Source organism: Deinococcus puniceus (assembly GCF_001644565.1).
GTDB classification, from domain to species: domain Bacteria; phylum Deinococcota; class Deinococci; order Deinococcales; family Deinococcaceae; genus Deinococcus; species Deinococcus puniceus.
This window is the reverse complement of the sequence record NZ_CP011387.1, coordinates 905897-932713: the sequence shown is the minus strand read 5'-3', so window position 1 is coordinate 932713 and position 26817 is coordinate 905897. Positions and strand designations below refer to the sequence as shown.

General features: G+C 63.3%; 22 protein-coding genes. 13 read left to right on the top strand and 9 right to left on the bottom strand.

All coding sequences use genetic code 11. The features are described 5' to 3' along the window. Positions 1-59 precede the first annotated feature (59 nt). Together SU48_RS04250 and SU48_RS04245 are read right to left on the bottom strand one after the other, a co-directional pair. Positions 60-1295 (bottom strand): MFS transporter, encoded by a 1236-nt coding sequence (locus SU48_RS04250; RefSeq protein ID WP_064014167.1) that lies wholly within the window; start codon positions 1293-1295, stop codon positions 60-62. 85 nt (positions 1296-1380) lie between these two features. After that, positions 1381-3525 carry a molybdopterin oxidoreductase family protein gene (locus tag SU48_RS04245; RefSeq protein WP_064014166.1) on the bottom strand — a complete coding sequence of 715 codons (2145 nt, stop codon included), beginning with the start codon at positions 3523-3525 and terminating at the stop codon, positions 1381-1383. A 277-nt stretch (positions 3526-3802) separates the two neighbouring features. Here SU48_RS04245 and nirB point away from each other — a divergent pair, with 277 nt between their 5' ends. From nirB to SU48_RS04230, 3 genes are all read left to right on the top strand, one after another. Further along, positions 3803-6403 carry a nitrite reductase large subunit NirB gene (gene nirB, locus SU48_RS04240; RefSeq protein WP_064014165.1) on the top strand — a complete coding sequence of 867 codons (2601 nt, stop codon included), beginning with the start codon at positions 3803-3805 and terminating at the stop codon, positions 6401-6403. A gap of 174 nt (positions 6404-6577) precedes the next feature. Further along, on the top strand, positions 6578-6952 hold the full coding sequence (nirD, locus tag SU48_RS04235) for a nitrite reductase small subunit NirD (RefSeq protein WP_064015832.1): 375 nt from the start codon (positions 6578-6580) through the stop codon (positions 6950-6952). After that, complete coding sequence (locus SU48_RS04230) at positions 6931-7764, top strand: uroporphyrinogen-III synthase (RefSeq protein WP_064014164.1); 834 nt, start codon at positions 6931-6933, stop codon at positions 7762-7764. The genes nirD and SU48_RS04230 overlap by 22 nt, the downstream gene beginning before the upstream one ends. 212 nt (positions 7765-7976) lie before the next feature. Here SU48_RS04230 and SU48_RS04225 read toward each other — a convergent pair whose 3' ends face one another. Next, the gene (locus tag SU48_RS04225; protein WP_064015831.1) at positions 7977-8891 is read right to left on the bottom strand and encodes an IS982 family transposase; all 915 of its coding nucleotides are present in this window, start codon (positions 8889-8891) and stop codon (positions 7977-7979) included. 270 nt (positions 8892-9161) lie between these two features. Between SU48_RS04225 and SU48_RS04220 the strand changes: the two genes are divergently transcribed. Next, positions 9162-10448, top strand: coding sequence for a hydroxyacid-oxoacid transhydrogenase (locus SU48_RS04220; protein ID WP_064014163.1), 1287 nt, complete (start codon positions 9162-9164; stop codon positions 10446-10448). A gap of 120 nt (positions 10449-10568) precedes the next feature. Here SU48_RS04220 and SU48_RS04215 read toward each other — a convergent pair whose 3' ends face one another. Then, positions 10569-11672, bottom strand: a complete 1104-nt coding sequence (locus tag SU48_RS04215) for a quinone-dependent dihydroorotate dehydrogenase (RefSeq protein WP_064014162.1) — start codon at positions 11670-11672, stop codon at positions 10569-10571. Between the two features lie 45 nt (positions 11673-11717). After that, positions 11718-12077 carry a DUF952 domain-containing protein gene (locus SU48_RS04210; protein ID WP_064014161.1) on the bottom strand — a complete coding sequence of 120 codons (360 nt, stop codon included), beginning with the start codon at positions 12075-12077 and terminating at the stop codon, positions 11718-11720. A gap of 55 nt (positions 12078-12132) precedes the next feature. Between SU48_RS04210 and SU48_RS04205 the strand changes: the two genes are divergently transcribed. Further along, on the top strand, positions 12133-12837 hold the full coding sequence (locus SU48_RS04205; protein WP_064014160.1) for an N-acyl homoserine lactonase family protein: 705 nt from the start codon (positions 12133-12135) through the stop codon (positions 12835-12837). A 14-nt stretch (positions 12838-12851) separates the two neighbouring features. Here SU48_RS04205 and SU48_RS04200 read toward each other — a convergent pair whose 3' ends face one another. Then, positions 12852-13322: an RrF2 family transcriptional regulator gene (locus SU48_RS04200; protein WP_064014159.1), complete on the bottom strand. Its 471-nt coding sequence runs from the start codon at positions 13320-13322 to the stop codon at positions 12852-12854. A gap of 224 nt (positions 13323-13546) precedes the next feature. Between SU48_RS04200 and SU48_RS04195 the strand changes: the two genes are divergently transcribed. Then, complete coding sequence (locus tag SU48_RS04195) at positions 13547-15406, top strand: chorismate-binding protein (RefSeq protein ID WP_082869814.1); 1860 nt, start codon at positions 13547-13549, stop codon at positions 15404-15406. After that, positions 15403-16119, top strand: a complete 717-nt coding sequence (locus tag SU48_RS04190) for an aminotransferase class IV (protein WP_064014157.1) — start codon at positions 15403-15405, stop codon at positions 16117-16119. Before SU48_RS04195 ends, SU48_RS04190 begins: the two co-directional genes overlap by 4 nt. A 318-nt stretch (positions 16120-16437) precedes the next feature. Here the strand turns inward: SU48_RS04190 and SU48_RS04185 are convergent, their stop codons facing one another. Then, on the bottom strand, positions 16438-16977 hold the full coding sequence (locus tag SU48_RS04185) for a DUF6174 domain-containing protein (protein ID WP_064014156.1): 540 nt from the start codon (positions 16975-16977) through the stop codon (positions 16438-16440). Positions 16978-17085: 108 nt separating this feature from the next. Between SU48_RS04185 and SU48_RS04180 the strand changes: the two genes are divergently transcribed. The 5 genes from SU48_RS04180 (at position 17086) to SU48_RS04160 (ending at position 22901) form a co-directional block, all read left to right on the top strand. Then, the gene (locus tag SU48_RS04180) at positions 17086-17952 is read left to right on the top strand and encodes a 1,4-dihydroxy-6-naphthoate synthase (protein ID WP_064014155.1); all 867 of its coding nucleotides are present in this window, start codon (positions 17086-17088) and stop codon (positions 17950-17952) included. 159 nt (positions 17953-18111) lie between these two features. Beyond that, positions 18112-19386, top strand: a complete 1275-nt coding sequence (locus SU48_RS04175; protein WP_064014154.1) for a PQQ-dependent sugar dehydrogenase — start codon at positions 18112-18114, stop codon at positions 19384-19386. 1 nt (position 19387) lies between these two features. Next, entirely contained in the window at positions 19388-20833 is a 1446-nt protein-coding gene (locus SU48_RS04170; protein WP_064014153.1) for a superoxide dismutase family protein, read from the top strand. Positions 20834-21189: 356 nt separating this feature from the next. Beyond that, positions 21190-22128, top strand: coding sequence for an ABC transporter ATP-binding protein (locus SU48_RS04165; protein ID WP_064014152.1), 939 nt, complete (start codon positions 21190-21192; stop codon positions 22126-22128). Beyond that, positions 22128-22901 carry an ABC transporter permease gene (locus SU48_RS04160; protein WP_064014151.1) on the top strand — a complete coding sequence of 258 codons (774 nt, stop codon included), beginning with the start codon at positions 22128-22130 and terminating at the stop codon, positions 22899-22901. Before SU48_RS04165 ends, SU48_RS04160 begins: the two co-directional genes overlap by 1 nt. A gap of 346 nt (positions 22902-23247) precedes the next feature. On the opposite strand, the gene mglA is transcribed toward SU48_RS04160, so the two are convergent. Then, the gene (mglA, locus tag SU48_RS04155) at positions 23248-23838 is read right to left on the bottom strand and encodes a GTPase MglA (protein WP_019008293.1); all 591 of its coding nucleotides are present in this window, start codon (positions 23836-23838) and stop codon (positions 23248-23250) included. Positions 23839-23953: 115 nt separating this feature from the next. After that, positions 23954-24439: a GTPase-activating protein MglB gene (mglB, locus tag SU48_RS04150; protein WP_019008294.1), complete on the bottom strand. Its 486-nt coding sequence runs from the start codon at positions 24437-24439 to the stop codon at positions 23954-23956. Between the two features lie 269 nt (positions 24440-24708). Between mglB and SU48_RS04145 the strand changes: the two genes are divergently transcribed. After that, positions 24709-26673, top strand: coding sequence for a phosphodiester glycosidase family protein (locus SU48_RS04145; protein WP_407919270.1), 1965 nt, complete (start codon positions 24709-24711; stop codon positions 26671-26673). Positions 26674-26817 lie beyond the last annotated feature (144 nt).

The window sequence follows — 26817 nt, the reverse complement described above, 5'->3', positions numbered from 1 at the left end:
GCTTAGACCCTTCGACCCTAGACCCTTAGACTAGCCCCCACACAGTCAGAACCAACCCATTAGGCAAAGTTAGGCCGAAGCCCCAGCGCCCGCAGCCGCATCATGCTGGCGACGAAGACGGCGGTGCTGAGCAGAGTGACGAACATCAGGGTAATGAACGCCGCTTGAGGGCCGAGGCTGGGCTTGAGAAAGGCGAAGGCGAGGGGCAGGATGAACCCGCCGAGGCCGCCCAGTAGGCCCACCAAGCCACCGACCACGCCCATATCGTGCGGATACCACTGGGCTACCAGCGTATAAGTGCTGGCCTTGCCCACGCCCATGCCCACACCGACGACGGTGGTCAGCAGCATAAACGTAGTCAGGGGCAGTTCACGAATCAGGGGCAACGTGCCCAGCAGCATCACGGCAAAGCTGGCCACCGTGATGCTGCGCGGGCCGAAGCGGTCACTGAGGTAGCCGCCGAGGGGCCGCAGCAGGCTGGCCGGAAAGATGAACAGCGCCGTGAGCAGGCCCGCCTGTGCCAGCGGCAGGTCGTAGTGGTCTACGTAATATTTGGGCAAAAACAGGCTGAGGGCCACGTATGCGCCGAAAAACACCACGTAATACAGCCCGAACCGCCAAACCTGTGCGCTGCCGAGGGGCCGCATCCAGTCGGCAAAGGTACGCACTGGGCGAACAGCGGCGTCGGCGGGCGTAAAGCGGGCGGTAAGAGCGGCGATCAGTACCAGCAAAATGGCGAACACGAACGGGACGAAGTGCCAGCCACCGGGAATGAGGAAGCCTACAGGAACCAGCGTAATTAGCAGCGGCGCAAGCAGCTTGGTGATGCTGGCCCCCGCGTTGCCCGCACCAAAAGTGCCCAGCGCCAATCCACGCCGCGACACCGGAACCCACTGGGCAATCCACGCGTTGCCCACCGCGAAACTGACCCCCGCGAGACCCACGCCCAGCGCCAAGGCCAACAGCGTGTTGTAGCTATTGGCAAACGCCAGAGCGAGGGCAAACACCGCCGTCAGCAGCGTGACGCCCAAAAAGACCTTCTTGCCGCCGATTCGGTCTGCCATCAGGCCAGCAGGCAAGCGCAGCAGCGAACCCGTCAGCACGGGAATAGCGGTGAGCAGCGTGAACTGAGTATCGCTGAGGCCGAGGGTTTTGCGGATCGGCAGGCCAACGATGGCAAACATGACCCACACGGCGAACATCAGCGTAAATCCGGCGGTGCTCCACGCCACCACGCGGCGGGCATCGGGGCTGATCGGCTCGGCAGCAGGACTGGAAATCGGGGTAGATGTCATGGCAAAACCTCGCAACAGAGACAAGAGAGGGCAAACACGGCGCGGGAAACACGGTGTCGAGCGGCAGAGCGGGAATATTGGACGGTCAGCGCATCACAGGTTGACCCACCCCCCGCATTGGTTCGTTGGCTAGTTCGGCAGCATGGGCCGGGTGCAGCGTGACGGGCGTGGCCTTGAACGCGGGCATCTTGGAATGGGGGTCAAGGGTGTGGTGATCGGTGAGCAGGTTGGCGGTATCAGGCCAGTGAAACGGCAAAAACACCGTGTCGGGCCGAATGCCGGGGGTGAGGGATACGGGGAGCGTGGTGCTACCATGCGCGGTTCTGAGGGTCACGGCGTCGCCTGCTTTCAGCCCATGCTGGCGGGCGGTATCAGGATGCATCTGGGCGGTGTTTTCGGCGCGGAGGCCTGCGTTGCGCCGCGTCTGGGTGCCGCTCTGGTATTGGTTGCCGAGGCGTCCAGTGGTGAGGGTGAGGGCCAGCTTTGAGGATTGGGGGGCAGCGGTAAAGGCGGGTAGCGTGGGCAAATGCAGGGTTGCCAGCCCATCGGCGGTGGGGTAAGTGGGCGCGTAGGCGTAGGGCGTATCGGGGCCAGCCGCGTGTGGCACGGGCCACTGGGCACTGGCGCGGTCAAGGCGTTCGGCACTCAGACCGCTGTAATCGGCCTTGCCCCCGCGTGTGGCCCGGAAGAATTCGTCCTGCAAGTCCCGGAAGGTGGCGTACTCAAACCCTTTGGGACGGCCTACCGCGTGGGCCAGATCGCACAGGATGCGCCAGTCTTCGCGGGCGGCCCCCGGCGCAGTGATCGCTTTGCGGCGGCGCTGCACCCGGCCTTCCAGATTGGTGGTCGTGCCTTCTTCCTCGCACCACATGGAACCGGGCAGCACCAAGGTTGCCAGTTGCGCCGTCTCGCTGGGCAAAAAATCGATGACGATCAGGTGCTTCAGCGCCCGCAGGCGTTCGGTCACGTGGCCCGCTCCCGCCGCGCTGACCACCGGATTCGATCCCAACACGATCAGGGCTTCTATGTCGGAACCGCAAGCATTCAGAAGTTCCTGTGCGCTCTTTCCGGGCTGGGGCAAATCGGCAGGATCGCAATCCCACAAGGCGGCTATTTCGGCGCGGTGACGAGGATCGCGCAGGCTGCGTGCGCCCGGCAACTGGTCGGTTTTCTGGCCGTGTTCGCGCCCGCCCTGCCCATTGCCCTGCCCGGTCAGCGTGCCGTAGCCCCCGCCCGGTTTGCCAAAATGCCCCGTCAGGAAAGCAAGATTCAGCAGCGCATGAACCGTGTCGGTGCCGTGGGCGTGCTGCTCTGCTCCGCGTCCAGTCAGGATTAGGGGCTTGGTGGCGTTCGCGTAGGCGTGGGCCAACGCCATAAATTCGCTTTCGGGAATGCCGCATTCGTGGGCCACGCGGGCGGGCGGGTAATCGTCGGCTTGCCACAGCACCCCGGTCAGGCCGTGTGCGGTGGCGGTGGGCCGAATCTTGTTCCACTGCTTCATCAGGTGCAGGAGGCCCAGCGCCAGCACGCCGTCGCTGCCGGGCCGAATCCCCAGATGCTTGCCCGCGACTTTGGCGGTGGTAGTGGCACGGGGGTCTATCGCGTACACCAGCGCACCCCGGTCTTTGGCGGCCTTGAGGTACTGCATGATCGGCGGCAACGTCTCGGCAATGTTCGCACCCACCAGCACAATCAGATCGCTGGTGCCCATATCGGACAGGGGAAAGCCCAGCCCCCGGTCATAGCCCACCGTGCGGTTGAGAGCCGTGCTGGCCGACGCCATGCAGTAACGCCCGTTGTAGTCGATGTTGGCCGTTTTCAGCGCGAGGCGGGCAAATTTGCCCAGCAGATAAGTCTTTTCGTTGGTCAGGCTGCCGCTGCCGTAGACGCCCACCGCGTCAGGGTTGGCCGCCAGCATTGGCGTCAGGGCTTCACGCACATAGGCCATCGCCTCGGCCCAGCCCACGGGCACCAGTTGGCCGTTTTTCCTCAGCAGCGGCGTGGTCAGGCGTTCGGGGTGGCGCAGATCGCTGAGGGCCGCCAGCCCCTTTTTGCAGACCGTACCGTGTGCCACCGGGCATTCTTTGGTGGGCGTGCTCTTCACGGGCAGATTGTTTTCTATGTGCAGATCGAAATTGCACTGCACCGCGCAGTAAGGGCAAGTGGTTCGCACCAGCCGGGGCACGGCGGGCGGCAACACACTGGAAGCGGAGACGTGCGGCGCAGACATGGCCTCACCTTGCGGGGTGCTTCGGCCTATGTCAAGGCCAAATTTGCAGAGTGGAATCTTTTTTGATGACATTAAACTGCACACGTCTAAATTCTGCTGTTACCATCCCAGTAGTTTTGCAATTTGTTCGTAAATCTATTGACAATTGGATTGGAATCGTTCCCAATAGGGGATAGAGAGGGTGCGGCGTGCAAGTTGGCCTTCCCTGACCCGGCCAGCCCCTCACCTTCCCCGCCCGCTTTACGCCAGAGATTCGTGAGATTGAGAGAGGTTTTTGATGTCGCAACCCACCCGTTCTGCCGTTCCAAGCACCTTGCCGCACGTTGTCGTCGTGGGCAGCGGCATGGTCAGCCACCGTTTCGTAGAACAACTCCGGGCGCAGGCCGACGCGAGTTGCCTGCGCGTGACCGTGATCAGCGAGGAATCCCGGCTGGCCTACGACCGGGTGCATCTGAGCAGCCACTTTGACCAACCGCGCCCTGAGCTGGCACTGGCGACTCCTGCGGGCTACGCCGAGCTGGGCGTGAATGTGGTGTTTGGCCGCGCCAGCCACATCAACCGCACCACCCGCAGCGTGAGTGTGGGGAACACTGAACTGACTTACGACGTGCTGGTGCTGGCAACGGGCAGCTTTCCCTTCGTGCCGCCGCTGCCCGGAAAAGAGGCGGCAGGCTGTTTCGTTTACCGCACGCTGGATGATCTGGACGCCATGAAACAGGCCGCCCACACCCTCATCGCAGCGGGCAAAACCACCGGAATCGTGATTGGTGGCGGGTTGCTGGGGTTGGAAGCGGCAGGCGCATTGGGCAAACTGGGACTCCAGACGCATGTGGTGGAATTCGCGCCCCAGCTGATGCCCGCGCAACTGGACGCCGAAGGAGGTGCGACGCTGCGCCGAACGATAGAGGGCATGGGCATCGGCGTACATGTGGGCAAGGCCACTTCTGAAGTACAGATGGATGAGAGCGGGCAGGTGACCGGGCTGGCCTTTGCCGACGGCTCCAGCTTGCCCGCCGACCTCGTGGTGTTTTCGGCAGGCATCCGGCCCCGCGACGAATTGGCCCGCACGAGTGGCCTCAGCGTAGGCGAGCGCGGCGGAATTACCATTGATGACCGCTGCGTGACCTCCGACCCCGCCGTGTACGCGGTGGGCGAATGCGCCCTGCACGATGGGCGCGTGTACGGGCTGGTGGCCCCCGGCTACAGCATGGCAAAGGTAGCCGCCGCCAGTGTCCTCACCGATTTGGGTCTGAGCAGTGCCTCTGAAGCCCGCTTTACCGGGGCCGACCTGTCCACCAAACTGAAATTGTTGGGCGTAGAAGTGGGCAGTTTTGGCGACGCCAAAGGCACGACCCCCGGCGCACGCACGGTGTCTCTCAGCGACAATGTGCGGAACACGTACAGCAAACTGGTGCTGTCCGAAGACGGATTGCGCGTGCTGGGCGGCCTGCTGGTGGGTGATACGGCCCGCTACAGCGACCTGCTAGACCTGACCCTGAGTGGCACGCCCCTGAGCGTGCCGCCCGAAACGCTGATCGTGCCGCCCATACCGGGAGGCGCGGCTCTGCCCGCATCTGCCAACGCCCTGATCTGCTCCTGCGAAAACGTGCGCTCGGACGAGTTGTGCAGCGCCATTGCAGGCGGAGCGCGGGACGTGGCGAGTCTGAAAAAATGCACAGGCGCGGGCACGGGCTGCGGCGGCTGTGTGCAAGTGATGCATGGCCTCCTGCAAACGGAACTGCGGCGGCTGGGCGAGACCGTGTCCAACCACCTCTGCGAACACTACCCGCACTCGCGTCAGGAACTCTTCGACCTGATTCGCGTGAAGGGCTGGCAGAGCTGGGATGAGGTGCTGGACGCACACGGCAGCGGCATGGGCTGCGAAGTGTGCAAGCCAGCGGTGGCTAGCATTTTGGCGAGCCTGCACAACGAGTATGTGCTGAAGCCGCAGCACGCGCCGCTTCAAGACACCAACGACGCTTTCCTCGCCAATATCCAGAAAAACGGCACCTACAGCGTGATGCCGCGCATTCCCGGCGGCGAAGTGACGGCAGAAGGCCTGATTGCAATTGGTGAAGTGGCCCGCAAATTCGGCCTGTACTGCAAGATTACGGGTGGGCAGCGCATCGACCTGTTGGGTGCACAGCGCGACGATCTGCCCGCCATCTGGACAGACCTGATCGCGGCAGGCTTCGAGAGCGGGCACGCTTACGGCAAGAGCCTGAGAACCGTCAAAAGCTGTGTGGGACAGACGTGGTGCCGCTACGGGGTGCAAGATTCCACCAGCCTCGCCATCCGGCTGGAACTGCGCTACCGGGGCCTGCGCAGCCCGCACAAGCTCAAATCGGGCGTATCGGGCTGCACCCGCGAGTGCGCCGAGGCCCGCAGCAAAGACTTTGGCCTGATCGCCACCGAAAAAGGCTGGAACCTGTACGTGGGCGGCAACGGCGGCGTGACGCCCAAGCACGCGCTGCTGCTGGCCGAGGGGCTGGATGAAGCCACGCTGATCACGCTGCTTGACCGCTTCCTGATGTTTTACGTGCGAACCGCAGACCGCCTGCAACGTACCAGCACTTGGCTGGAAAACCTAGAGGGCGGGCTGGAGTATCTGCGGGCCGTGATCGTGGACGACAAATTGGGCATCTGCGCCGATCTGGACGCGGCCATGCTGCACCACGTCGGCACCTACGAAGACGAATGGGCCGCCGCCCTCACCGACACGGCAGGGCTGGCCCGCTTCCGCACTTTCATCAACAGCGACGCCCGCGACAACGCCATCGAGTGGGTGGACGAACGCGGCCAAATCCGGCCCGCACCGCTGCAACCCCTGTCATTGGATGGGCTGATGCCGTTGCCGATGGCGGGCGGGGACGATTGAGAAACCCGTTAGTGGTGAGTGGGAACTGCAAAAAAACCCTGACGTTCGCCCCTCAAACTTTGACCAACTCAGACCCTTAGACCCTCGACCCTTAGACCAGTTTGTGCCCCCAGTCTTCGACTTGTCCAGCGTCCAGAGTTCACAGCAGCTCACCAAATCTCAACAGGAGCCATGATGACCCTCACACTTTCTTCTCCGTCTACCGCTTGGGTTCGCGTGTGCAAGCTCGACGATATTTTGCCCGGTGCGGGCGTGTGCGCCCTCGTGGACGGCGCTCAGGTGGCCGTGTTCCGCGTGAATTACCGGGGCGCAGACCGGATTTTTGCGGTGGGCAACCACGATCCCTACACCAGCGCCAACGTGCTGTCTCGCGGGCTGACTGGAAGCTACACGGCGGTGGATGGCCTGCGCTTCAAGGTGGCCTCGCCGCTACTGAAGCACGCCTTCGATTTGGAGACGGGCGTGAGTTTGGACGACCCCGCCCTGCGCCTGCCCGTGTATGCGGCCCGCGCCAAAGGGGGTGACGTATGGATTGGTTTGGCGGTTTAAGGGTACTGAGTTTGGAATCCCGGCGCTCCGAGGAAATGGCGACGCTGATCGGCAAATACGGCGGCGTGGCGTTGGTGGCCCCCAGTATGCGCGAGCAAAAGCTTGACCTGAGCGCCCACCTGACCCAATTTGAGGCGGGGCTGGCGGCAGGTGACATTCACGCGGTAGCCTGCATGACGGGCGTGGGCAGCAAACTGTTTTTGCGCGACTTGGCGGCCCTCAATCCACAGCACCTAGAAACGCTGCAAACCATTCCGATGGTGGCACGCGGCACCAAGCCCATGCAGACACTCAAAACCTTTGGCCTGACCGGGGTCAGTGTGCCCAAGCCGTGTACGTGGCACGAAGTTCAGGATCATCTGATCGCTACCCTCTTGCCCGGCCAGCACGCCGTCATTCTGGAATATGGCGACGCCACGCCGCCCGCCATGCTGCACACGCTGAAGCACGCGGGCCTGCGCGTGACCAGCATTCCGGTGTACCGCTGCGCCTTTCCCGCCGATACCGCGCCGCTGGCCCACGCCATCCGCGATACCGTGCTGGGCGGCCAGGACATCTTGCTGCTCTCCAGCGGCACACAAGTCTTGCATCTGCTGAAATTTGCCGCCCGCATGAATCTAGAAGCGGAACTGCGCGACGCGATTCGCCGGATGGTGGTGGTCAGCATCGGCCCCGCGTGCAGCGAGAGTGCCGCCGAACTGGGCCTACGAATTGATCTGGAAGCCAACCCGCACAAGATGGGGATTCTGGTGCGTACCGCCGCCGAACACGGCCCCGCGCTGCTGCGTGGGCGGCTGGGGAAGGTGGGGTAGATGGACTGGGCAATCGCTTCGCTCACTGCCCCCCTCCCAGCCTCCCCCGCAAGGGGGGAGGAGCTAAAAGAAGTGCCATGATTGGCGATTGTGCGGAGGATTTACCTTTATTTGTTAAGCACGCAGGTGATAAGGCACGTTCTCTCTGGCTCTTACTCCCTCTCCCCTTGCGGGGGAGGGTTGGGGAGGGGGCAAGTGAACGTGAGTTCGGGTTAAGCCACGAGCTTCAAGGGGCCTGCTTGGGGGATGAGCGAGGGTTTCTTGGGCTGACGTGAATAGGCAATCAGTCCACACACCAGGTTGACCATGAAGTTGACTGGGCTGCGGTGCCGGGAATGCTCGATCTGGCTGATATTTTTCAGTTGATCAATGACGGATTCGATGATGGCTCTCTTCCTGAGGAAGAGAGCATCTTCGCTCAGGACGGGGACAGCGCATTTCATGTTCTTGCGGAGCCGGGTGTGTAGCGCCACGTGGTGCTCGTTGAGAAGTTCGGTGGCGAGGGCTTGTGAGATATACCCGCGATCTGCAAACACCTTCCCAAACAGGGAAAACAGGTCATGTTGGAAAAAATCCCGCAGGGCGGCGCGATCATCTCCATTTCCTGGCGTGAGGCTCACCCACAGCAACTCACCGGTGTCGTTGCAGAGCAAATGCAGTTTGAAACCGTAGAACCAGCCCATGGAGGTCTTCCCCAAGGCAGCGTCCTCCTTGAACACCCGGTGGGTGTTCATTCGCTTCAGCCGACAGACTTCCAACTTGGTGGAGTCCACGAAAGAAATCCCGGTACACGCCCCGAAGCTGCGATAGAAGTAGATCACCAGAGACAGCAGCGCCCGTGGCATCAACTCCACGAAACGGGAATACTTGGGCGCTTTTGGGAAGTCAGCTCGCCCATGTTTCAAGATTTCTGTTGTGTAGTACGCCTTGAACTGGCGATAGCTCGACTGATGAAAGGCGATGAGGATCGTCATGATTTCGCTGAGATGGAGTCCAGTGGGACGATTGCGGATCGGGCGTGAGTCCGAGGCCTGCTCTGGGAGAGCAGGTCTGGTCAGTACCACTTGGAAGGGCGGGAGAGTTTGGCAGAAGTCGTCGACGTCGCAAAACAATTCGAGTATGGTCATGGTGGCTCCTGAGTGGGTGTGCAAACCAATCATCTCAGTGAGCCTCTACTTATGCCAATCTTTCGTCTAAAAACAGAATATATACTTGTATTACGCCAATAGGCTTAACCCGAACTCACGTAAGTGAGCAAAGCGATTGCCCTCCACTCAAATCCTACCTTCCCCGCCTGTCTGCCATGCCCAGACGGGCGATTCCTTTGAACTGCACGGGTGCTAGCCTGCCGGAAACGCGACAACCTACCCCAACAAGGCTGCACCGGAGGAATTCCCATGACCCATGCTCCATCCCCCCTCGAATCCGTCTTTACCGTCGAAGCCACCCCCATCAAGTTTGGGCCGGGAGCGGCGGCAGAGGCGGGCTGGGAACTGGCGCGGCTGGGCGTACGGCGGGCCTTCGTGGTGGTTGATCCGGCCTTGCTGGAACAGACAGCGGGGCAAGCGGTGCTGGACAACTTGCGGGAAAGCGGCGCTGAATTGGTGATCTTTTCGGATATTCGGGTAGAACCGGACTTGCAAAGCCTAGAGCGGGCGGCAGCGGCGGCACGGGCATCCGGGGCCGATGGATTCGTGGCGTTGGGCGGCGGCAGCACCATCGACACGGCCAAAGTTGCCAACTTGCTGGCTTCCTGCGGGGGCGGGGTGATGGATTACGTGAACCCGCCCATCGGCGCGGGCCGCCAGCCGACGCGGGCGCTGATGCCGCTGCTGGCGATTCCCACCACGGCGGGCAGTGGATCGGAGGCCACCACCGTCGCCATTCTGGATTTGCCCGAACTGGGCGTGAAATCGGGCATCAGTCACCGCTTGCTGCGGCCTTCGCAGGCCATCGTAGACCCTGAACTGACCCGCACGGCCCCGCCCCAAGTCATCGCCGCTGCCGGGCTGGATGTGGTCTGCCACGCCGCCGAGAGCTTCCTGAGCCGCCCTTACACCACGAGGCCGCGCCCCGCCACGCCCGCCGAGCGCCCGCCGTATCAGGGCAGCAATCCGGTGGCCGACTTGTGGTCAGGCCAAGCCCTGCGTTGGGGTGGAGACTACCTGCGCCGCGCCGTGCAGGACGGCCAAGACACCGAGGCACGCGGCTTCATGATGCTGGGGGCGACGATGGCGGGCGTGGGCTTCGGCTCGGCAGGGGTGCACATTCCGCACGCCTGCGCCTATCCCATTGCGGGCCTGCGCCACAGCTTCCAGTCTCCGGGCTACCCCACAGATCATGCCTTCGTGCCACACGGCTTTTCCGTCATCGTCACCGCGCCCGCTGCCTTCCGCTTCACCTTCGAATCCAGCCCCGCACGCCACATTCAGGCCGCCAGCTTTTTGACCGGGGGAACCTATGCACCGGATGACCGGGACGCCCTGCCCAACGCCCTTTCGGCCTTGATGCGTGATGTAGGCGCACCGTCAGGACTGCGTGCGCTGGGCTACGTGCCCGCCGATTTGCCCGCACTGGTAGACGGGGCGCTGAAGCAGCAGCGGTTGCTGGCCGTCGCGCCGCGTCTGCCTACCGGAGCGGATTTGGAAGCGATATTTGCGGCGAGTTTTGAGAACTGGGGGTAGGGCAATAGCTTTGCTCACTCACCCCCTCTCCTGCGTAGCTCTACGAGTCCCAACCCTCCCCCCTCAAGAGGGAGGGCTTAAAAACCCAAATTGTGCGACTTATATAAATCTGCTTGCCCCCTACTCCCCCACCGCTTCCGCCACCGTCTTAAACCCGTCGCGCTGCAAATACTGCGCTAGCGTGCGGTTCAGGCGGGCGGGCAGCAACGGGCCTTCGTAGATTAGGCCGGTATACAGCTCGATCAGGCTGGCCCCGGCGCGGATTTTGGCGTAAGCCTCAGCAGGGGTAAAAATGCCGCCCACACCCACAATCGGCAGGCGGCCCCGCGTTTGGCGGTAGGCATCACGAATCAGCGCGGTGCTGCGGAGGGCCAACGGAATCCCGCTGAGGCCGCCCGCTTCGGCAGCGTGGCCGTGGGTCAGTCCGGTGCGGTTCAGCGTCGTGTTACTGATGATCAGACCGTCTGCACCCGCGTCCTGCACGGCGTTGACGCTGGCCTCGAAGTCGGCGGGGTGCAGGTCAGGGGCCAGCTTCACCAGCACAGGCGGAGCGCGGCGGCCCCCTCGCACCCGCCCCGCCTCACCCCCGCTCAGCCGTTCCACTTCTTCCTGCACAACACGCACCAGCGCCGCCAAGCCCGCCGCCTCTTGCAGCGCCCGCAGACCCGGCGTATTGGGGCTGCTCACATTGATGACAAACCCGTCGGCCACCGCGTGCAGCGCCCGCACACATTTAAGGTAGTCCTGCGCGGCTTCTTCGTTGGGCGTGTCTTTGTTTTTGCCGATATTGACCCACACGGGCACAGGCCGTATTCCCCCCGCCAGACGCCCGCGCAAGGCCTCTGCCCCGGCATTGTTGAAGCCCATCCGGTTGATCAGAGCCCCGTCGGATGGCAGACGGAACAGGCGCGGGCGCGGGTTGCCGGGCTGCGGCAGCGGTGTGACTGTGCCCACTTCCAGAAAACCAAAGCCCATCGCGCCAAAGGCCGGAACCGCCACACCGTTCTTGTCCAGCCCCGCCGCCAGCCCCACCGGAGAGGCGAAGGTGCGCCCCCACAGCGTTTGCGTCAACTGCGGTTGCACCGTTCCGGGCAGCGTGACTCCGCGTACCAGCGCAGGCCACAGCGGAAGCCGGGAGGCCGCCTCCAACATATTCAGGCTCAGGTGATGCGCGTCCTCGGCATCCAGACGAAACAGCAGCGGGCGGAGGGCTTGGCGGTACACGGGCAACAGGATAGAGCGTGGAAGGTCAGAACTTCTCTGGACAGATCACAGGGTTTCAGTCGCTCCGGCCAAGTTGGAAAGTGAGAACAATCCATCTGGCGCGGGCCGAAAGTCGGACACCCGGACTACGGCGTCCAGATTGATGGTGCCGTAGACATGCGGGAAAAACAGCCCACTGTCTTCGTATTCCTCGGACTTGAGTGTTGAGGTTAGTCGTTCGGGATTGATGTGCAGTAACAATAGGTCAGGCTGGCCCAAAAAATAGGCGTTGGCAACGGCGATAACCTGCTCGGCAGTCGGCGTAGAGCAATGAATGTATCCGTCTGCAACCAGACTGGGATGGCTATAGTGGCCGACGTGCTGTGCCTCCGCCCAAGCTGAGCGGGTGGTGATATGAACGATCATTCAAGCCTCGCGATGTCAGGGACGGAAACCTATCTTCGGGTTTCAGGGAGAACACATGAGCCAGACCGCCGTAAAGCGTTTGTATATGATGCAGGTGGGAAACATGCCGCAGTACCAGATTCCGATTGTGTGCTACTTGGTGCAGATGGAGGACGGCCACAACATTCTGATCGACACTGGCCTCCCAGAGATCATCCCAGAAGAAGGCTCCGACTTCGAGAATGGGCAGAACGTGACCGTGCAGTTGGCGAGCATCGGCCTGACACCGGACGACATTGATACCGTCATTTCGACGCATTACGATCTTGACCACGCCGGAAGACACGCGGCCTTCAAGGAAGCGCAGTACGTAGTTCAGCGTGTGCATCATCTAGACGCGGCGACCAATCCCCGTTTTGCGGCCACACGGCCCGAATGGGATCAGCCCTCAGAGCGAATCCGACTGGTGGATGGGGACATGGAACTGCTGCCGGGGCTAGAGCTGATCGAAACGAGCGGGCACGTACTGGGGCACCAATCGGTGCTGGTGCGGCTGCCCAAGACAGGGACGGTGTTGTTGCCTATCGACGCGGTTTCCTTGGGCAAAGACTTCAGCCGTGACGAGCATGCTGACGGCAGCAATCCGGACGCCGAGGCAATCCGCATCAGCACCGTCAAGCTGCTTGATCTGGTGGAACGCGAGCAGATCGGGCTGGTCATTTTCGGGCATGACCAAGCACAGTGGGCAGGGCTGAAGACGCTGCCGGAGTATTACGATTGAGGAGGGTAAGCCTTCTAGCTACCCAGCCCCAACACATCAGGCCGCATAGGTTCCAGTTGCACCAAGCGGGCGTGCTGTTGGCGGTCACTCTGCTCGATCAGATCGGCCAGCGAAGTGCCGCCCAATACGTCGCGTAGGGCAGCATCTACGCGGTACCACAGGTCTTGCGTGCCGCACACGTTCTGGCTGTCGCACACGTGGTTGTCCTCTACGCAGGACACTGGGGCAATGCTGCCTTCCATCGCCGTGACCACATCGTAGGCATTGATGGCCGACGCCGCCCGCGCCAGACGGTAACCGCCGTGTGCGCCGCGAATACTGCGAATAAACCCGGCCCGGCGCAAATTGCTGGCGATCTGCTCCAGATAGTGTTGGCTGAGGCCTTGGCGCTCGGCCACATCCTTAAGCGGCACAGCCTCACCGCCCCGGCGGCCTATCTCAATCAGGGCACGAAGTCCGTATTGCGCTTTGGTTGAGACCCACATGGGGTTAGTTTACCCGGAAAGCCGTACAAGAAATAGGGGATTAAGCGGGGATGTAGAGCGTGGAGTGTGGATCGTAGGAAACGCCCAAGATTCTAGGGTTGGCCCTTGACCTTCCCACTCACCACTACCCACTGACCACTCACGGTTTCTCTACACTTACAGCCGTGCCAGACCTCACTCCCCCACTCCTCTCTCCGGCAGACGTGCTGCTGCGCCTGCGGGCCATGCATGCCCCCGGCATTGCCCTGCTGGAATCGCTGGGGCCAGAGGTGGATTACGGGCGCTTTTCGTACCTCAGCGCGTGGCCTGCGCGGGCGCAAACCGAACTCCCCGAACGGCCCAGCGGCGGTGAATTGTTTCCGGCGTGGTTAGGCGGCCTGAAGTACGAGGCGGCGCGGGAATTTGGGCTGGAAACTCACGACTCGGACGGCGCGGCGGGGTGGTGGGGCTTCTATCCCAGCGGGTTGGTGTGGGACAGACAGGCGGGCACGCTGACGGTGGTGGGCGAGGCGGGGCATGTGGACTGGGCGGCAGTGTTGGCCCACGCCCCGGCTCCCATCCCGGCGCTGCATGTGGGGCCATTCGGGGCCGATGACGTGGCGTACCCGGACGGTGTGCGGGCCGTGCAGGAGCTGATCCGGGCGGGTGAGGTCTATCAGGTGAACCTGTCGCGGGGGGTGCGGGCGGCGGCGGCGGGCGATCCGTTGGCGGCCTACCTGCGCCTGCGGGACGTGAATCCCAGCCCTTTCATGGCGTTCTTGGAGATGGGGAATGAGACGGTGGTGTCGTGCAGCCCGGAACGCTTGGTGCTGTGGGAGGGCGATAGATTGTCGGCCCGCCCGATTGCGGGCACGCGGCGGCGCGGCGACACGCCCGCAGAAGACGCCGCACTGGAAGCCGAACTGCGGGCCAGCGCCAAAGAACAGGCCGAACACACGATGCTGGTCGATTTGGTGCGCCACGATCTGGGCGCGGTGGCGGCGGCTGGCACGGTCTCGGTGCCCGATCTGATGCTGGTGGAACGCTACAGCCACGTCATGCATCTGGTGTCGGAAGTGACGGCTACCGCCCGCCCCGGAATTGGCTTGCGCGACGTGCTGGCTGCCACTTTTCCCGGCGGCACGATCACAGGCGCACCCAAACCCCGCGTGATGGAAGCGATTCGGGCGCTGGAGCCGGGGCCGCGTGGCTGGTATACGGGCGGCGTGGGCATTTTGTCGGGGGCGCGGGTAGACCTGAATATCCTGATCCGAACGGCGGCGTTTGTGCGAGATACAGACGGCTGGACGGTGACGGTACGCGCAGGCGGAGGCACGGTCATAGATGCCGACGCCGACGCCGAAGCACGGGAAACGGTACACAAGGCTCAGGCGCTGCTGGGCGTGCTGGCCGATGTGCCGGGGCGAGCGGCGCAGGCTCCAGCATTACCAGCAAAGGGGCGGGCGTGGCAGGCTCCCAACGCGAGTGCCGCTGTGGGCGCGGGCCTGCGCGTGCTGCTGCTGGACAACCGCGATTCCTTCACTTGGAATCTGGCCCACGACTTGCGGGCGCTGGGCGCAGAGGTCAATGTGCACTCGCAGGACGAACAGCCTGAAGCGCTGCTGGCAACTCGCCCTGACGCCGTGCTGATCGGCCCCGGCCCCGGCACGCCCGATTCCAGCGGCTGCACGTTGGCTCTGACCCGGCTGTGTCTGGAACGCCAGATTCCGCTGCTGGGCGTGTGCCTCGGGCATCAGGCGTTGGGGCAAGTGTTGGGGGGCAACGTGGAACGGGCCGCGCCTGTGCATGGCCGCCCGGAAGCTGTGCAACACGCGGGAACGGGGCTGTTCGCGGGGATTCTGGACGGCGCAGAATTTGGCCGGTATCACTCGCTGGTGGTGCGTGGCCTTCCACCCAAACTGATCACCGCCCGCAGCGCCGACAGTTCGGAAATCATGGCCCTGCAAGCCCAAAACTTACCCGCGTGGGGCGTGCAATTTCACCCCGAAAGCATTCTGAGTCCGTTTGGACGGGTGCTGCTGGGCAATTGGCTGAAGGGAAGCCGAGCGTGGTTGGTGGATCGTGGATCGGGGGAGAACCTGTGAACATCTTGCCTGCTGGCTTGGACGATGCGGCTTGGCTGCATGGGGCTTCGGCGTTTACAACTGTTCGGACACGGCAGGGCGCGGCGTTGAACTGGCCTGCACATTGGGCGCGGCTGGCAGGCACTTGCACGTTTCTGGGCCTGCCCGCACCTGAAACCGAGTTGCCAGCGCTGGAAGCTTTCGCGTGGGGCTTATTACGCGTCACAGTCACGGCAGGCGGCACCTTCGCCCTGCACCGCCCGCTGACCCCCGGCCCGCGCCCTGTTGCTGGCGTCCGGGTTGTCCTCACCGACATTCAGCCGCACCCGCAATTGGCCGCGCACAAAACCGGAAATTATCTGCCCTACCGCCTCGCCGCGCAGCAAGCCGCTGCCGCAGGAGTGTTTGAGGGTTGGTTGCTAGATGCAACTGGTCACGTCGTAGACGGCTCGCGCACCTCGCCTTTGCTGGAAATCGGCGGGCGACTGGTTCTTCCGGCGGGCGGCTTACCGGGCCTCACCCGCGCCGCCTTTGTACAGGGGCAGGACTTCGAGACGCGGCCCGTGTCTGCCGCCGAACCGTCCGAAGTCAGCCGCGCCTGGATTTGCGGCGCGGGCGTGGGCATCGTGCCCGTGCAGGAAATCACGGGGCCAGGGCTGCGGCTGAGTTTGCCCGTGCAGTGGCCGGAAACGGAGGATTGGGAATTGGTGTGGCCGGGGGAGGAGATGGTCTAAGGGTCTAAGAAGGACAATCGCTGGCGCTCACTTCCCCCCTCCCGCTGTTTCACAGCGCCCTCCCCCGCAAGGGGAGAGGGGGAAAACAGACCCAAATCGTCCCCGCCCGAATCCGTGTGAGGCCGTCGTCCACGCAGTGGGCGGGCCAATTCCATTTTCAAGACGATTAGCGATTCCGCTTCAGATGAACGAGCCAGCCGACTTGAAACACGACAAGATCACTCCTCCCGAGCGGAGCGCTTAGCTCCCCTGACCCCTTTGGGGGCGGGGGCTGGGGGGTGGGGGAATCCAACGTGGGACAAGCTCCAAATACCGCCCTCAACGCCGCTCAAACCCCGTCACATTCCACTCCCCTTCCCCATCGGCCACATTCGCTTCCTCCGTACCGCTAAACAACCGCGTCGGATGCCCATCCTGCGCGTCATATTCGGCCTCTATCTCCGGGCAAGGCTGCCCCTGCTGATAGGCCAAAGCGTCGGCAATATTCTGAAAGAGGTCTTCGACGGTGGCGCGGGCCTGCGCCGAGGGTTCACCCTGCTCGCCTGCTTTGACGGCCACACTCTGCACCGCCCCGCCGCTGACGGTGACGCGCACGGCGGGAAAGCGCACAGGCAAGGCGTACTGGGCAAAATCGTAGGCGTAGGTGGAGGGGGCGGCAGCCTGCCAGCGGGTACGGGCGGCACCCAGATCGGCGTTCAGGCGGGCGAAATCGGGGCGGGTGTAGCTATCTACGCAGGCGGCGGGCTGCGTTTGTGGTTGGGGCTGTGGTTCCGCGCCGCCGGAAGTTGCCGCAACAGGTTTATTCATGCACGCGCTCAGACTCAGCGTCAGCACGGCCAGCAACACGGAACGCATCATGCGCCCAGCCTACCCAACCCCGCATGATGGGCCGCTGATGAAGCCTGCACGCCGTCTTGAGCGAACCTGAAGACCATTGCCCCGCCGCCCTAGGCGTACCCTGACCGCATGACCGCCCCCGCTCCCGCCGTCCTTCAACTGGGTTACTCGTTTTGCCCCAACGACACGTTTATTTTCCACGCCCTGCACGCGGGCCTTACGCCGTCGCCTGTGCCCGTGCAAGAGGTATTGGAAGACGTGCAGACGCTAAACGACTGGGCCGTGCAAGGCCGCCTGCCCATCACCAAAATCAGTTACCGCGCCTATTTTGGCGTGATGGACAGGTACGTGGCGCTGCGGGCGGGCGGCGCACTGGGCCGGGGCGTGGGGCCGCTGGTGGTGGCGCGGAATGGAGCGGCTGCTACGGATTTAAATGGAAAGGTAGTGGCTTCTCCTGGCGCACTGACCACCGCCGAACTGCTGCTACGGGCCGTCTACCCAGACGTGAAGGTGCTGAGAATGCGCTACGACGCCGTGATGCCCGCCGTGGAGTACGGGGAATGGGAAGGCCAACCCGTAGACGCGGGCCTGATCATTCACGAGTCGCGCTTTACCTACCCGCAGCACGGCCTAGGCAAAGTGCTGGACTTGGGCGCGTGGTGGGAAGGCGAAACCGGGTTGCCGCTGCCGCTCGGCGCAATCTTGGTACGCCGTGACCTGCCCGCCGAATTGCAATGGAGCCTGAATACCGCTGTGCGCCAGAGTTTGGACTATGCCTACGCCCACCCGCAGGCCGCCACCGAGTACATCCGCGCCCACGCCGCCGAAATGTCGGACGAAGTGATGCGGGCGCACATAGACCTGTACGTGAATGAATTCAGCTTGGATGTGGGCGAGGAAGGCGAACGCGCCGTACAGGAGTTGCACCGCCGCGCCAGAGCTGTGGGGGCAGTTCCAGATTCAGATTTGCCCTTGTTCGTTTCTTCTGGCTCCTGATGTATAACAAACCAGCTGTCTTCTCCAGAGTTGGGCCGCTGCTTAAGCTCGCCTCAACTCAGCTTTGAGAAGAGGCTTAAGTAGCACTCAGAAGGTGTCAGAAAGCAGGTTTGGACATTTCAGGCGTGTGTGATGCTGCTTTTCAGGAGGCTCCACACCATGCGTATACCCTTTCTGACCGCTCTGACGGCGGCCCTTACTTTTGCCAGCTTTGGCCCAGCTTCCAGCACCCTTGCCCAGCAACCGCCCCCAGCCCTGTTGCCGCCCGCCCAGCCGCGCCCGGTTGCGCCGCCCGAGCCACCCGCCACCGCCACTGTGACCCGCAACGAGCCGACGCCGCTGGAATTTACGACGGACAAACTGACCCGCCTGACCGTGCCGCAGGGCTTTACCCTCAGCGTGATGGCGACGGGACTGGGTAACGCCCGCATGATGCACGTGATGCCCGACGGGGGCATGTACCTGACGCGCCGCCAGCAAAACGATGTGTGGTACCTGAAAGACGTGAACAACGACGGCAAGATTGAGGCCGTGGAGCGCAAGCAGGTGGCCCAGAACCTCAAGGCCGCGCACGGGCTGGACGTGAAAGAAGGCAAATTGTACGTGGTGGGCGAGAAAACCATTTGGGTCATGACGATGGCGAAGGACGGCACCCTCAGCGTGCCCCGCGTGTTTGCCGACGGCTTCCCCGACGCGGGCCAGCACCCGGCACGCACGATCCACTGGGGGCCGGACGGCTTCCTGTACGCCACCTTCGGGTCGACCAACAACGACGCGCCTACCCTGAACCCCGAGGAAGCGACGATGCTGCGAATCAGCCCCAACGGTCAGATTCGGGAAGTGTTCGCGCGGGGCCTGCGTCACACCATCGGCTTCGGCTGGCACCCCATTTCCAAGACCCTGTACGGCTTCGATCAGGGCAGCGACTGGCACGGCGACAACATCCCGCCCGAAGAACTGAACGTGATCCTGCGCGGCAAAAACTACGGCTGGCCCTTTTGCTACGGCGACAAGCAGCCCGATCCCTACGTGAACGTGGGCAACATTCCCAGCAAGATCACCAAGGCCGAATACTGCGCGGGCACGCAGGGCAGCACCCTGAATTACACGGCGCACGCGGCAGCCATTGACGCCAAGTTCTACACGGGCACGCAGTTTCCCGCCGAATTCCGCAACGACGCCTTCGTGGCCTACCGGGGATCGTGGAACCGTTCGGAACCCAGCGGCTACGAAATTGCCCGAGTAAACTTCGACACCGCCAACAAGCCCACCGCCATCACGCCCTTTATTTCGGGCTTCGTGTTCGAGGAAAACGGCGAGTGGAAGCAGTTTGGCCGGGTGGCAGGGGTTGCGCAGTACACCGACGGCAGCTTGCTGTTTACCGACGACCAGAGCGGCGTGATTTACCGTGTGCGCTACACCGGGGGGAACTGAAATGCGGGCACTCAACAAGTTGACTAAACGGGTCAAATGGACAGCGCTAGGCGTCCTCACACTGGGTCTGGCTGCGGCGGGCGGCGCAGAAATGGCGCAGATGATGGCCCCGGCCACGACGCCCCTGACCGCCAACGCCGCCATCACCGACGAGCAGGGACAGGTGCGCGGCCTCGCTACCTTCCGGCAGGCAGGCTCGGCAGTGGCCGTAACGGTAGAAGCGCGGGGGCTGACGCCGGGGCAACACGGCATGCACGTGCATGACACACGCAAATGCCTGCCCGGTGTAGACCCCGCCGTGAACAGGGTGGTGCCGTTCGGCGCGGCTGGCCCCCACTTCGACCCCGAAATGAGCGGCAACCACGACAGTCCCGAGGCCGACAACAAGTACGGGCACGCAGGCGACCTGCCCATGCTGACGGTGGGCGCAGACGGCGTGGGCCGCGCTTCCTTCATGTCCGACAAGATTTCTCTGACGGGCATGAACGGAATTTTGAACCGCACCCTGATTATTCACGAGAAGCCCGACGACTATAAGAGCGACCCATCGGGCATGACGGGCGCACGCGTTCGCTGCGGCACCATTTTGCGCGTTGGCCTGAATACCCGCGACTACCCGCTGCCGGGCGTGCAGACCTTCCCCGAAGGCGTGGCGTATGACGCCAAAAAGGGCGTGCTGTACACGGGCAGTGCTGCCACCGGAGCCATCTATACGGTCAATCCGACCAGCGGCACCGTGACGCTGTTTAGTGAAGGTGGAGCTTTGGGCCGCAGCAGCGCACTGGGCCTGAAGGTAGACAGCCAAAGCCGCGTCTGGGTGGCAGGCGGAGCGACGGGCACGGTCAGTGTGCTGAGTCCGAACGGCACGCCCGTCGCCATTCTGGACACGCCCAAGAGTCCGAACCCGTACATCAACGACCTCGCGCCCGCCGCAGACGGCAGCGTGTACGTCACCGATTCCACCCGCCCCGTCATCTTCCGCGTGTCGCCCGACCTGAAACTGCGCGCGTGGCTGGACTTGGGCAACACGCCCATCAAATATGGCCCCGGCATCAACCTGAACGGTATTCTGGCGACCCCCGATGGCCGTTACCTCCTGACCATGCAGCTGAACACGGGCGACCTGTGGCGCATAGATTTACGAACCAAAGCCGTGAAGAAAGTGATGGGCGGCCTGACCCGTGGCGACGGCATCTTGCTGAATCCCGCCGACCCGCGCACCCTGTACGTGGCCCGCAACGCGATGGGCGTGGTCAGCAAAGTGGCCCTCAGCGCCGATTCGGGCACAGGCGCGCTGGTGGCCGAAGAACCGCTGCAAGGCCTGCGCTTTCCCGCCACCCTGACGGCAGTGGGCGGTGACGTGGTGGTCACGCAGAGCCAACTGAACAAACTGATGGGCGGCACACCCGAAACGCCCTTCCGCCTGACGCGGTTTAAAGCCTTCTAAGCCAGGAAGCAAACTCAGGTCAAGCGAGAGCCGGGGCTGATGCTTCCGGCTCTTGTGCTGTGTGGCACGGCAGAATTGGAAGGTGAACCCCCCCGTTGCTGGCGCAACGCCCCCCTTAGACTTGAAAAGCTCCGCAGGAGAGGGGAGGACTAAAGGCTCTTGCGCTCCCCTCTAAGGGGGCTGGCTGCGAAGCAGGCTAGGGGGTTTACACGCGGCATTGCAGGCCCAGTCCCCTCGCCCCTTACACGCCTTTCCCGCCCAACCACCGTGTCTTTTTCTACCCTCCCCTTCATGCTCTGGCCGCAGATGGGGGCAGTGTAAGAACTTGGTGGAGTTTATTGGGTTAGGTTAGGCAAGTGACTAAGCAAGGCGCGCCCGCACTTCCGGCCATCGAGGTGCGCGGATTGGTGAAGCGGTACGGTTCCAACACCATCCTCGAAGACGTTCACCTGACCGTAAAGGCGGGCGAAGTGTACGCCCTGACCGGCCCCAACGGTGCAGGCAAAACCACCCTCATTCGCTGTCTCACCGGGCTGGCTTTTCCCACCGACGGCGAGGTGAGGCTCTTGGGGCGCGACGTGCATACCGACGGCACCCGCGCCCGCGCTTATCTGGGCGCAGTCGTGGAGGCTCCGGCCAAGTTTTACCCGCAGTTTACGGGCACGCAGAATCTGCAAACCCACGCCAACCTTGCGGCGATGGCTCCCGGCGGGCGCAAGGTCAGCCGTGACCGAATCCGGGAAGTGCTGGCCCTGCTGGAACTGACCCGCATGGCTGACCGCAAAGTGCAGGAATTCTCGCTGGGGCAGCGGCAACGGCTGGGCGTGGCATCGGCCATTTTGGCTGAACCCAAAGTGTTGATTCTGGACGAACCCACCAGCGGCCTCGATCCCCTCGGCATCGGCCTGATTCACCGGATCGTGACTAGCCTCGCGACTAGCGGGTGCGCCGTGATCCTGAGTACCCACCACTTGCGCGAAATTGCCACCTACGCGCATACGGTGGGCATCCTGACGGGCGGGCGCATGGTCGACACCGTGGATTTGCGGGCGCGGCAGGCGGCATACCGCTTCCGGGTCGACGATCCGGTGGGCGCGGCCTCGGCCCTAGAGCGGCTGCCGTTCGTGCGCCGCGTGAGTACCCGCACGCCCTACGCCATCGCGTACTTGGGCGGAGAATCCCGCGTGCCCGACGCTTTGGCGCATCTCAGCAACGAGGGCATCCGGGTCTTCGAGGCCAGCCCTGACCATTTCGACCTGTACGAGTACTACCGCGAGCGCGTGGAGCAAGCCTGATGCTGACCCTGATTACCCTAGAGTTCCTGAAACTGCTCGGTTCCCGCAGCGCCCGCCTCGCCCTGATCGTGTGCTTTGTGCTGCCGCTGCTGTGGGCCTTCGCCCCGCGTCTGGAAGTGCTGATGAAAGTGGCGGTGGTCAGTGGCTGGCAGATTCCCGCCATCAGTATCGGCATCGCCGTGCAGTTCCTGATTCCGCTGTTCATTGCCGTCACGGTGGCCGAGATGATCGGCACGGAGGTCAGTCAGGGCACGCTTGCGCCTCTGCTGCTGCGTCCGGTGGAACGCACTACTGTTATCGCCAGCAAACTGATCGTGGCTCTGTCTTATCCGGTGCTGCTGGTGGCTGTCACCGTCATAGGATCGCTGCTGGCAGGCATTCCCAGAGGCTTCGGTGAATTTACGGGCGGCACGGGCATGGGGCCGGGGCTGTTTGTGGGCGTGGGCAGCCTCACCAGCAATGCAGCGTTGGCCGAGGTGCTGCGCGGCAGTCTGCTGGCCGCCATCATGCTGATGCCGATTGCCGCCCTCGCATTGTTGTTCGGCGTGCTGCTGCTGAACACTGCCGCCGCCGCCCTTGCCACCTTTGCCGCCCTCAACCTCATGCGCCTGCTCGTGGTCTTCCCCGACACCATCCAGCGTGTGCTGCTCACCAGCCACCTGAACCTGTACGCCCAACAGACCGATATTACCCAGCCGCTCATTTTGCTGATTATCTATACGGTGGGATTTGGCTTGATGGCCGTGTTCGCCTTTGACCGCCGGGATGTTTAAGGGCCGTAAGCGGTGAGTGGCACCAGATAAAGATTGGAGCTATGCCCCTGCCTTCTGGTGGGGGTTTGCTTTTGGGGCGGGATCGCGGCGGAATTGCCCCCTCTGCTGCGCAGTTATGAGAGTCCCACAGGGGGCGAGGGCGAAGGGCTAGAAGCTGTGTGTTCTCCCTCTCCCTTGAGGGGGGACTCGTAGAGCTGCGCAGCAGTGGGCTGGGGACTCGCAGAGCTGCGAAGCAGAGGGGGTGAGTGAGCGCTAGCGATTGCCCTTCCACCCCACACCACCAAAAAAAGCCCCACCATCTCGGCAGGGCCACAACTCCCAACTCCTCTCTGTTTCTACAACTCGGTTACTTGTTCTGAGACAAGCGCTCCAGCACCAAGCGGCTCACGGTTTTCAGCGTCTCGAACACGCCGCCGCCGAGGTGCGCGGTGGCTTCGAACAATTGCAGTTCCTGACGGGGATCGATGACCGAACGGATCATGTTGGTGGGCAGAGCGTCGGGGAGGTCGCGCTTGTTGACCTGCAACACGATGGGCACGTCACGCACGTCGATGCCGTGTTCGGCCAAGTTTTCGCGGAGGTTGCGCATGCTTTCGGCGTTGGCCCGCAGGCGGTTGGGGGCGCTGTCTGCCACGAACACGATGCCGTCTACGCCGCGCAAAATCAGTTTGCGGCTGGCGTTGTAAAACACTTGGCCGGGCACGGTGTACAGGTGAAAACGGGTCTTGAAGCCCTGCACGGTGCCGAGGTCAAGGGGCAGGAAGTCGAAGAACAGGGTGCGCTCGTCCTCGGTGGCGAGGCTGACCATTTCTCCGCGCAGGTGGGCGGGAACTTTGCCGAACACGTGCTTGAGGTTGGTGGTCTTGCCGCTCATGCCGGGGCCGTAATACACGATTTTGCAGTTGATTTCGCGGGCAGCAAAGTTGATGGTACTCACAGCGGAGCCTCCGGGTGCGGGCGCAGGTCAAGACACTGGCGCGGGTGAGGGGAAGGGAGGCGGGCGGACAAATCCAGCACACTGAAAAGCTGAGTGAGGGGCAGCGTCATGAGGGTCACCCGAGGAGATCGTCGAGCAGGGCGTTGGCCCCCTTGGAGAAGTCCGAATCCAATTGCACGGGCGGAATATCTTTGAGTTCTTCCAGAATGGCGGCGAGTTGCACGATGGATTTGCGGGCGTACACCTTGACCTTACCCAGCGGCACCGCCACGTCGAAAATCAGGGTCAGGAGCGCCTGATCGCCCACCGATTCCACGTACAGCGTGCCGTTTTCGCCCTGATGGGTCTGCTCGCTGAAGGTGCGCTCACCCAGCATGTTGGCGAGTGCGCCCGTGGCGGCGGCGTTGCTGGCCACCAGCGTCGCCACACTGTCCAGCGCAGGCGGACGCGGTGCCCACAGCGCCTCCTTGTGAGACAACACGAAGCCTTTGCGGTCTACGAGCAGCCCATAACGGACGCCGGTGACCTCCAGCAATTCCTCTAATAATCGGTCAACGCGGGCAAACGCGTCTCCGTACAGGGCAAGTGAGGGTTCAATCATGACGCTTTGCAGTATAGGAGGCGTCCGGCACAATCTTCTGACGTTTTTGAAAATAACGTGAGAAATCTTGCAGCCCGAGACCTGTTTCTACGGTATTCGGCAGAGTTTAAATGGGGGCGGTGGGGGGGGTGCGGCCTTCCTCACCCGGCAGTCAGCACCCGAACAGTACACTCGCCCGCGTGAGAGGGCTACGTTTGGGGTTGGGTGTGAGCAGAGTGCAGTGCGAAGTGCAGAAGCAAGCAGGCAGGCAAAAAGCAGGCAGGCGCGGGCTGTGGCTGACGCTGCTGGTGTTGGCAGCCAGTGCAGCCGGGCAAGCGAGTGGTCAGGCGGCGCGTCCGGTGGCGATTGGAGGCGTGCTGCAAAGTGCGGCGCTGGAAACGCGGGTGCTGGGCGGCGTAGAAAACATAGCGGTCTGGACGCTGCCCCGCGTGGGCGTCAGCGTGCGCAACGATCCGCGTGATGTGCGCCTGCTGTACGGCAATCGCGAATTGCGTTACCGCCCCGCCGACGCTGGGGGAGCGGGATGGACAGCCCTCGGCTTCGCACTGACCACGCCCCTGCCCGCGCCCGAAATCCTGAACGGCAGCCTGTATATCTCGCTGCAAACCCTACAACTGTTGGGCGTGCGCCTACTCTCCGACGCGCCGGATGTGCTGGATTTCGCTGCGCCCGCCGTAGTGCCGACCAGTACGCTACCGCCTTCGCCTGTGACGGCAATTCCGACGCCACCTGTTGCCACGCCGCCGCCCACGCCCCCACTCACCGAGCTTCGGCCTGTGCCTATGCCGCCCAGCCCGCTTCAACCGCCTGCCATTCAGCCCATCGTCGTTCAGCCGATTCCTGTTCAACCCAGCCCTGTTCAACCCAGTCCTGTCCAGCCGATCACTGTGACCCCAACCTTGCCCGCCCTTGCCCACCTGGGTACCGTGCGGGTCAGCCGCACCCTGCACCGCAAAGTAGAGGTGCAGCGCGTGGTACTGGAACTGAGTGCGCTGGCCCCCTACAGCGTGGTGCGCGAGAAGACGGGCTTGAGCGTGACCCTGCCCCGCGTGAGTGCGACTGCCAGCGCACAGGAATTGCCCTCCGGAGACCGCCTGAGTGTAGAGCCGACAGAGGCCGGAACCACCGTGCGCCTGAACACGGGCGGCGGCACCAGCACGCTGTTTACACTGGACAACCCAGACCGCGTGGTGATCGATACGACAACTCAACTCGATACGTCGGTGCCGCCTCCACTTGACCCGGACGCTGTGCCCGCTGGCGTCACTTACCGCCAAAAAGGCCTGCTGCACCTGCTGAGTTTCGACTCGGCCCTGTATCAGCCGCGTGTGGTGAGTGCGCCCAGTGGCAAGGCGTCCGATGTAGCGGCGTTGGTGCGGGGTGTGGGCGGCGTGGCAGGCGTAAACGGTGGGTACTTTGACCCTGCCAGCGCCCTGCCCGTAGATTTGGTGGTGGCAGGCGGCCTGATGACGGCCCCCAGCTTGGAGCGCCGCGCCACCATCGGCTTTACCGCGCAGGGCAGCACGTTGTTCGGGTATCCCAAGCCGCGCTACCTGCTGACCGGGCCATTTGGCAGCCTCACCGTGAACAGCGTGAGCAGCAAGCCCCGGCCCGATCTGCTGACCGCTTTTGTGGGCAACGGCAGCACGCCCGTGGGCGCAGACACCCTGACCACGCTGTATGTGGGCTTGGGCGGCAGCACGGTGCTCAGTGCCCTCACCGGGCGGGTTACGCCGCCTGCCGGAACCCTGAGTGTCACTTTCGATCCGGCCCGGTTTCCGCAGTTGCCGCGTACCGCCGGGCAGCCCCTGAACGCCGCCCTGAGTTGGCGGGCCGACGACGCGCCTTGGAATACCGCGCTTGACGCCCTGAGCGCGGGGCCGCTGCTGGTACAGGGCGGTCAGGTGGCCCTCAATCCGGCCCGCGAGATGTTCGATACGGGCACGAACCTGTGGCGGGCGACCCGGCAGGTGGCGCTGGGCGTCATGGGCGGGCAGGCCACCATCGCCTACTTCGAACACGGCACCCCGGAAGCGTTTGCCGCAGCCCTCGCCGGAGCAGGCGTGCGCGACGCCGTGCGGCTCGACAGTGGCAGCAGCGCCACCGCCTACCTGACGGGCGGGTATGCCAATTTAGGCGCTTACCTGAACACGGTCTGGAGCCGCCCCGTGCCGAACGCCATCGTGTTTGTGCCGCGCACCGCCCCAGTGGTGCCGGAACTGTCGCGCCGCTGAGGGCTTAAAGCATCTGCCGGACTAATGACCGAGCGGAGCAATTGAATTTTATCGAACAGGACGGACTCGAAGAGCTGCGGAGCAGAGAATGGAGCCACCGAAAAGCTCTTTCTTCGGTGGTGTACTTCGGAGAACTGCTCTAGA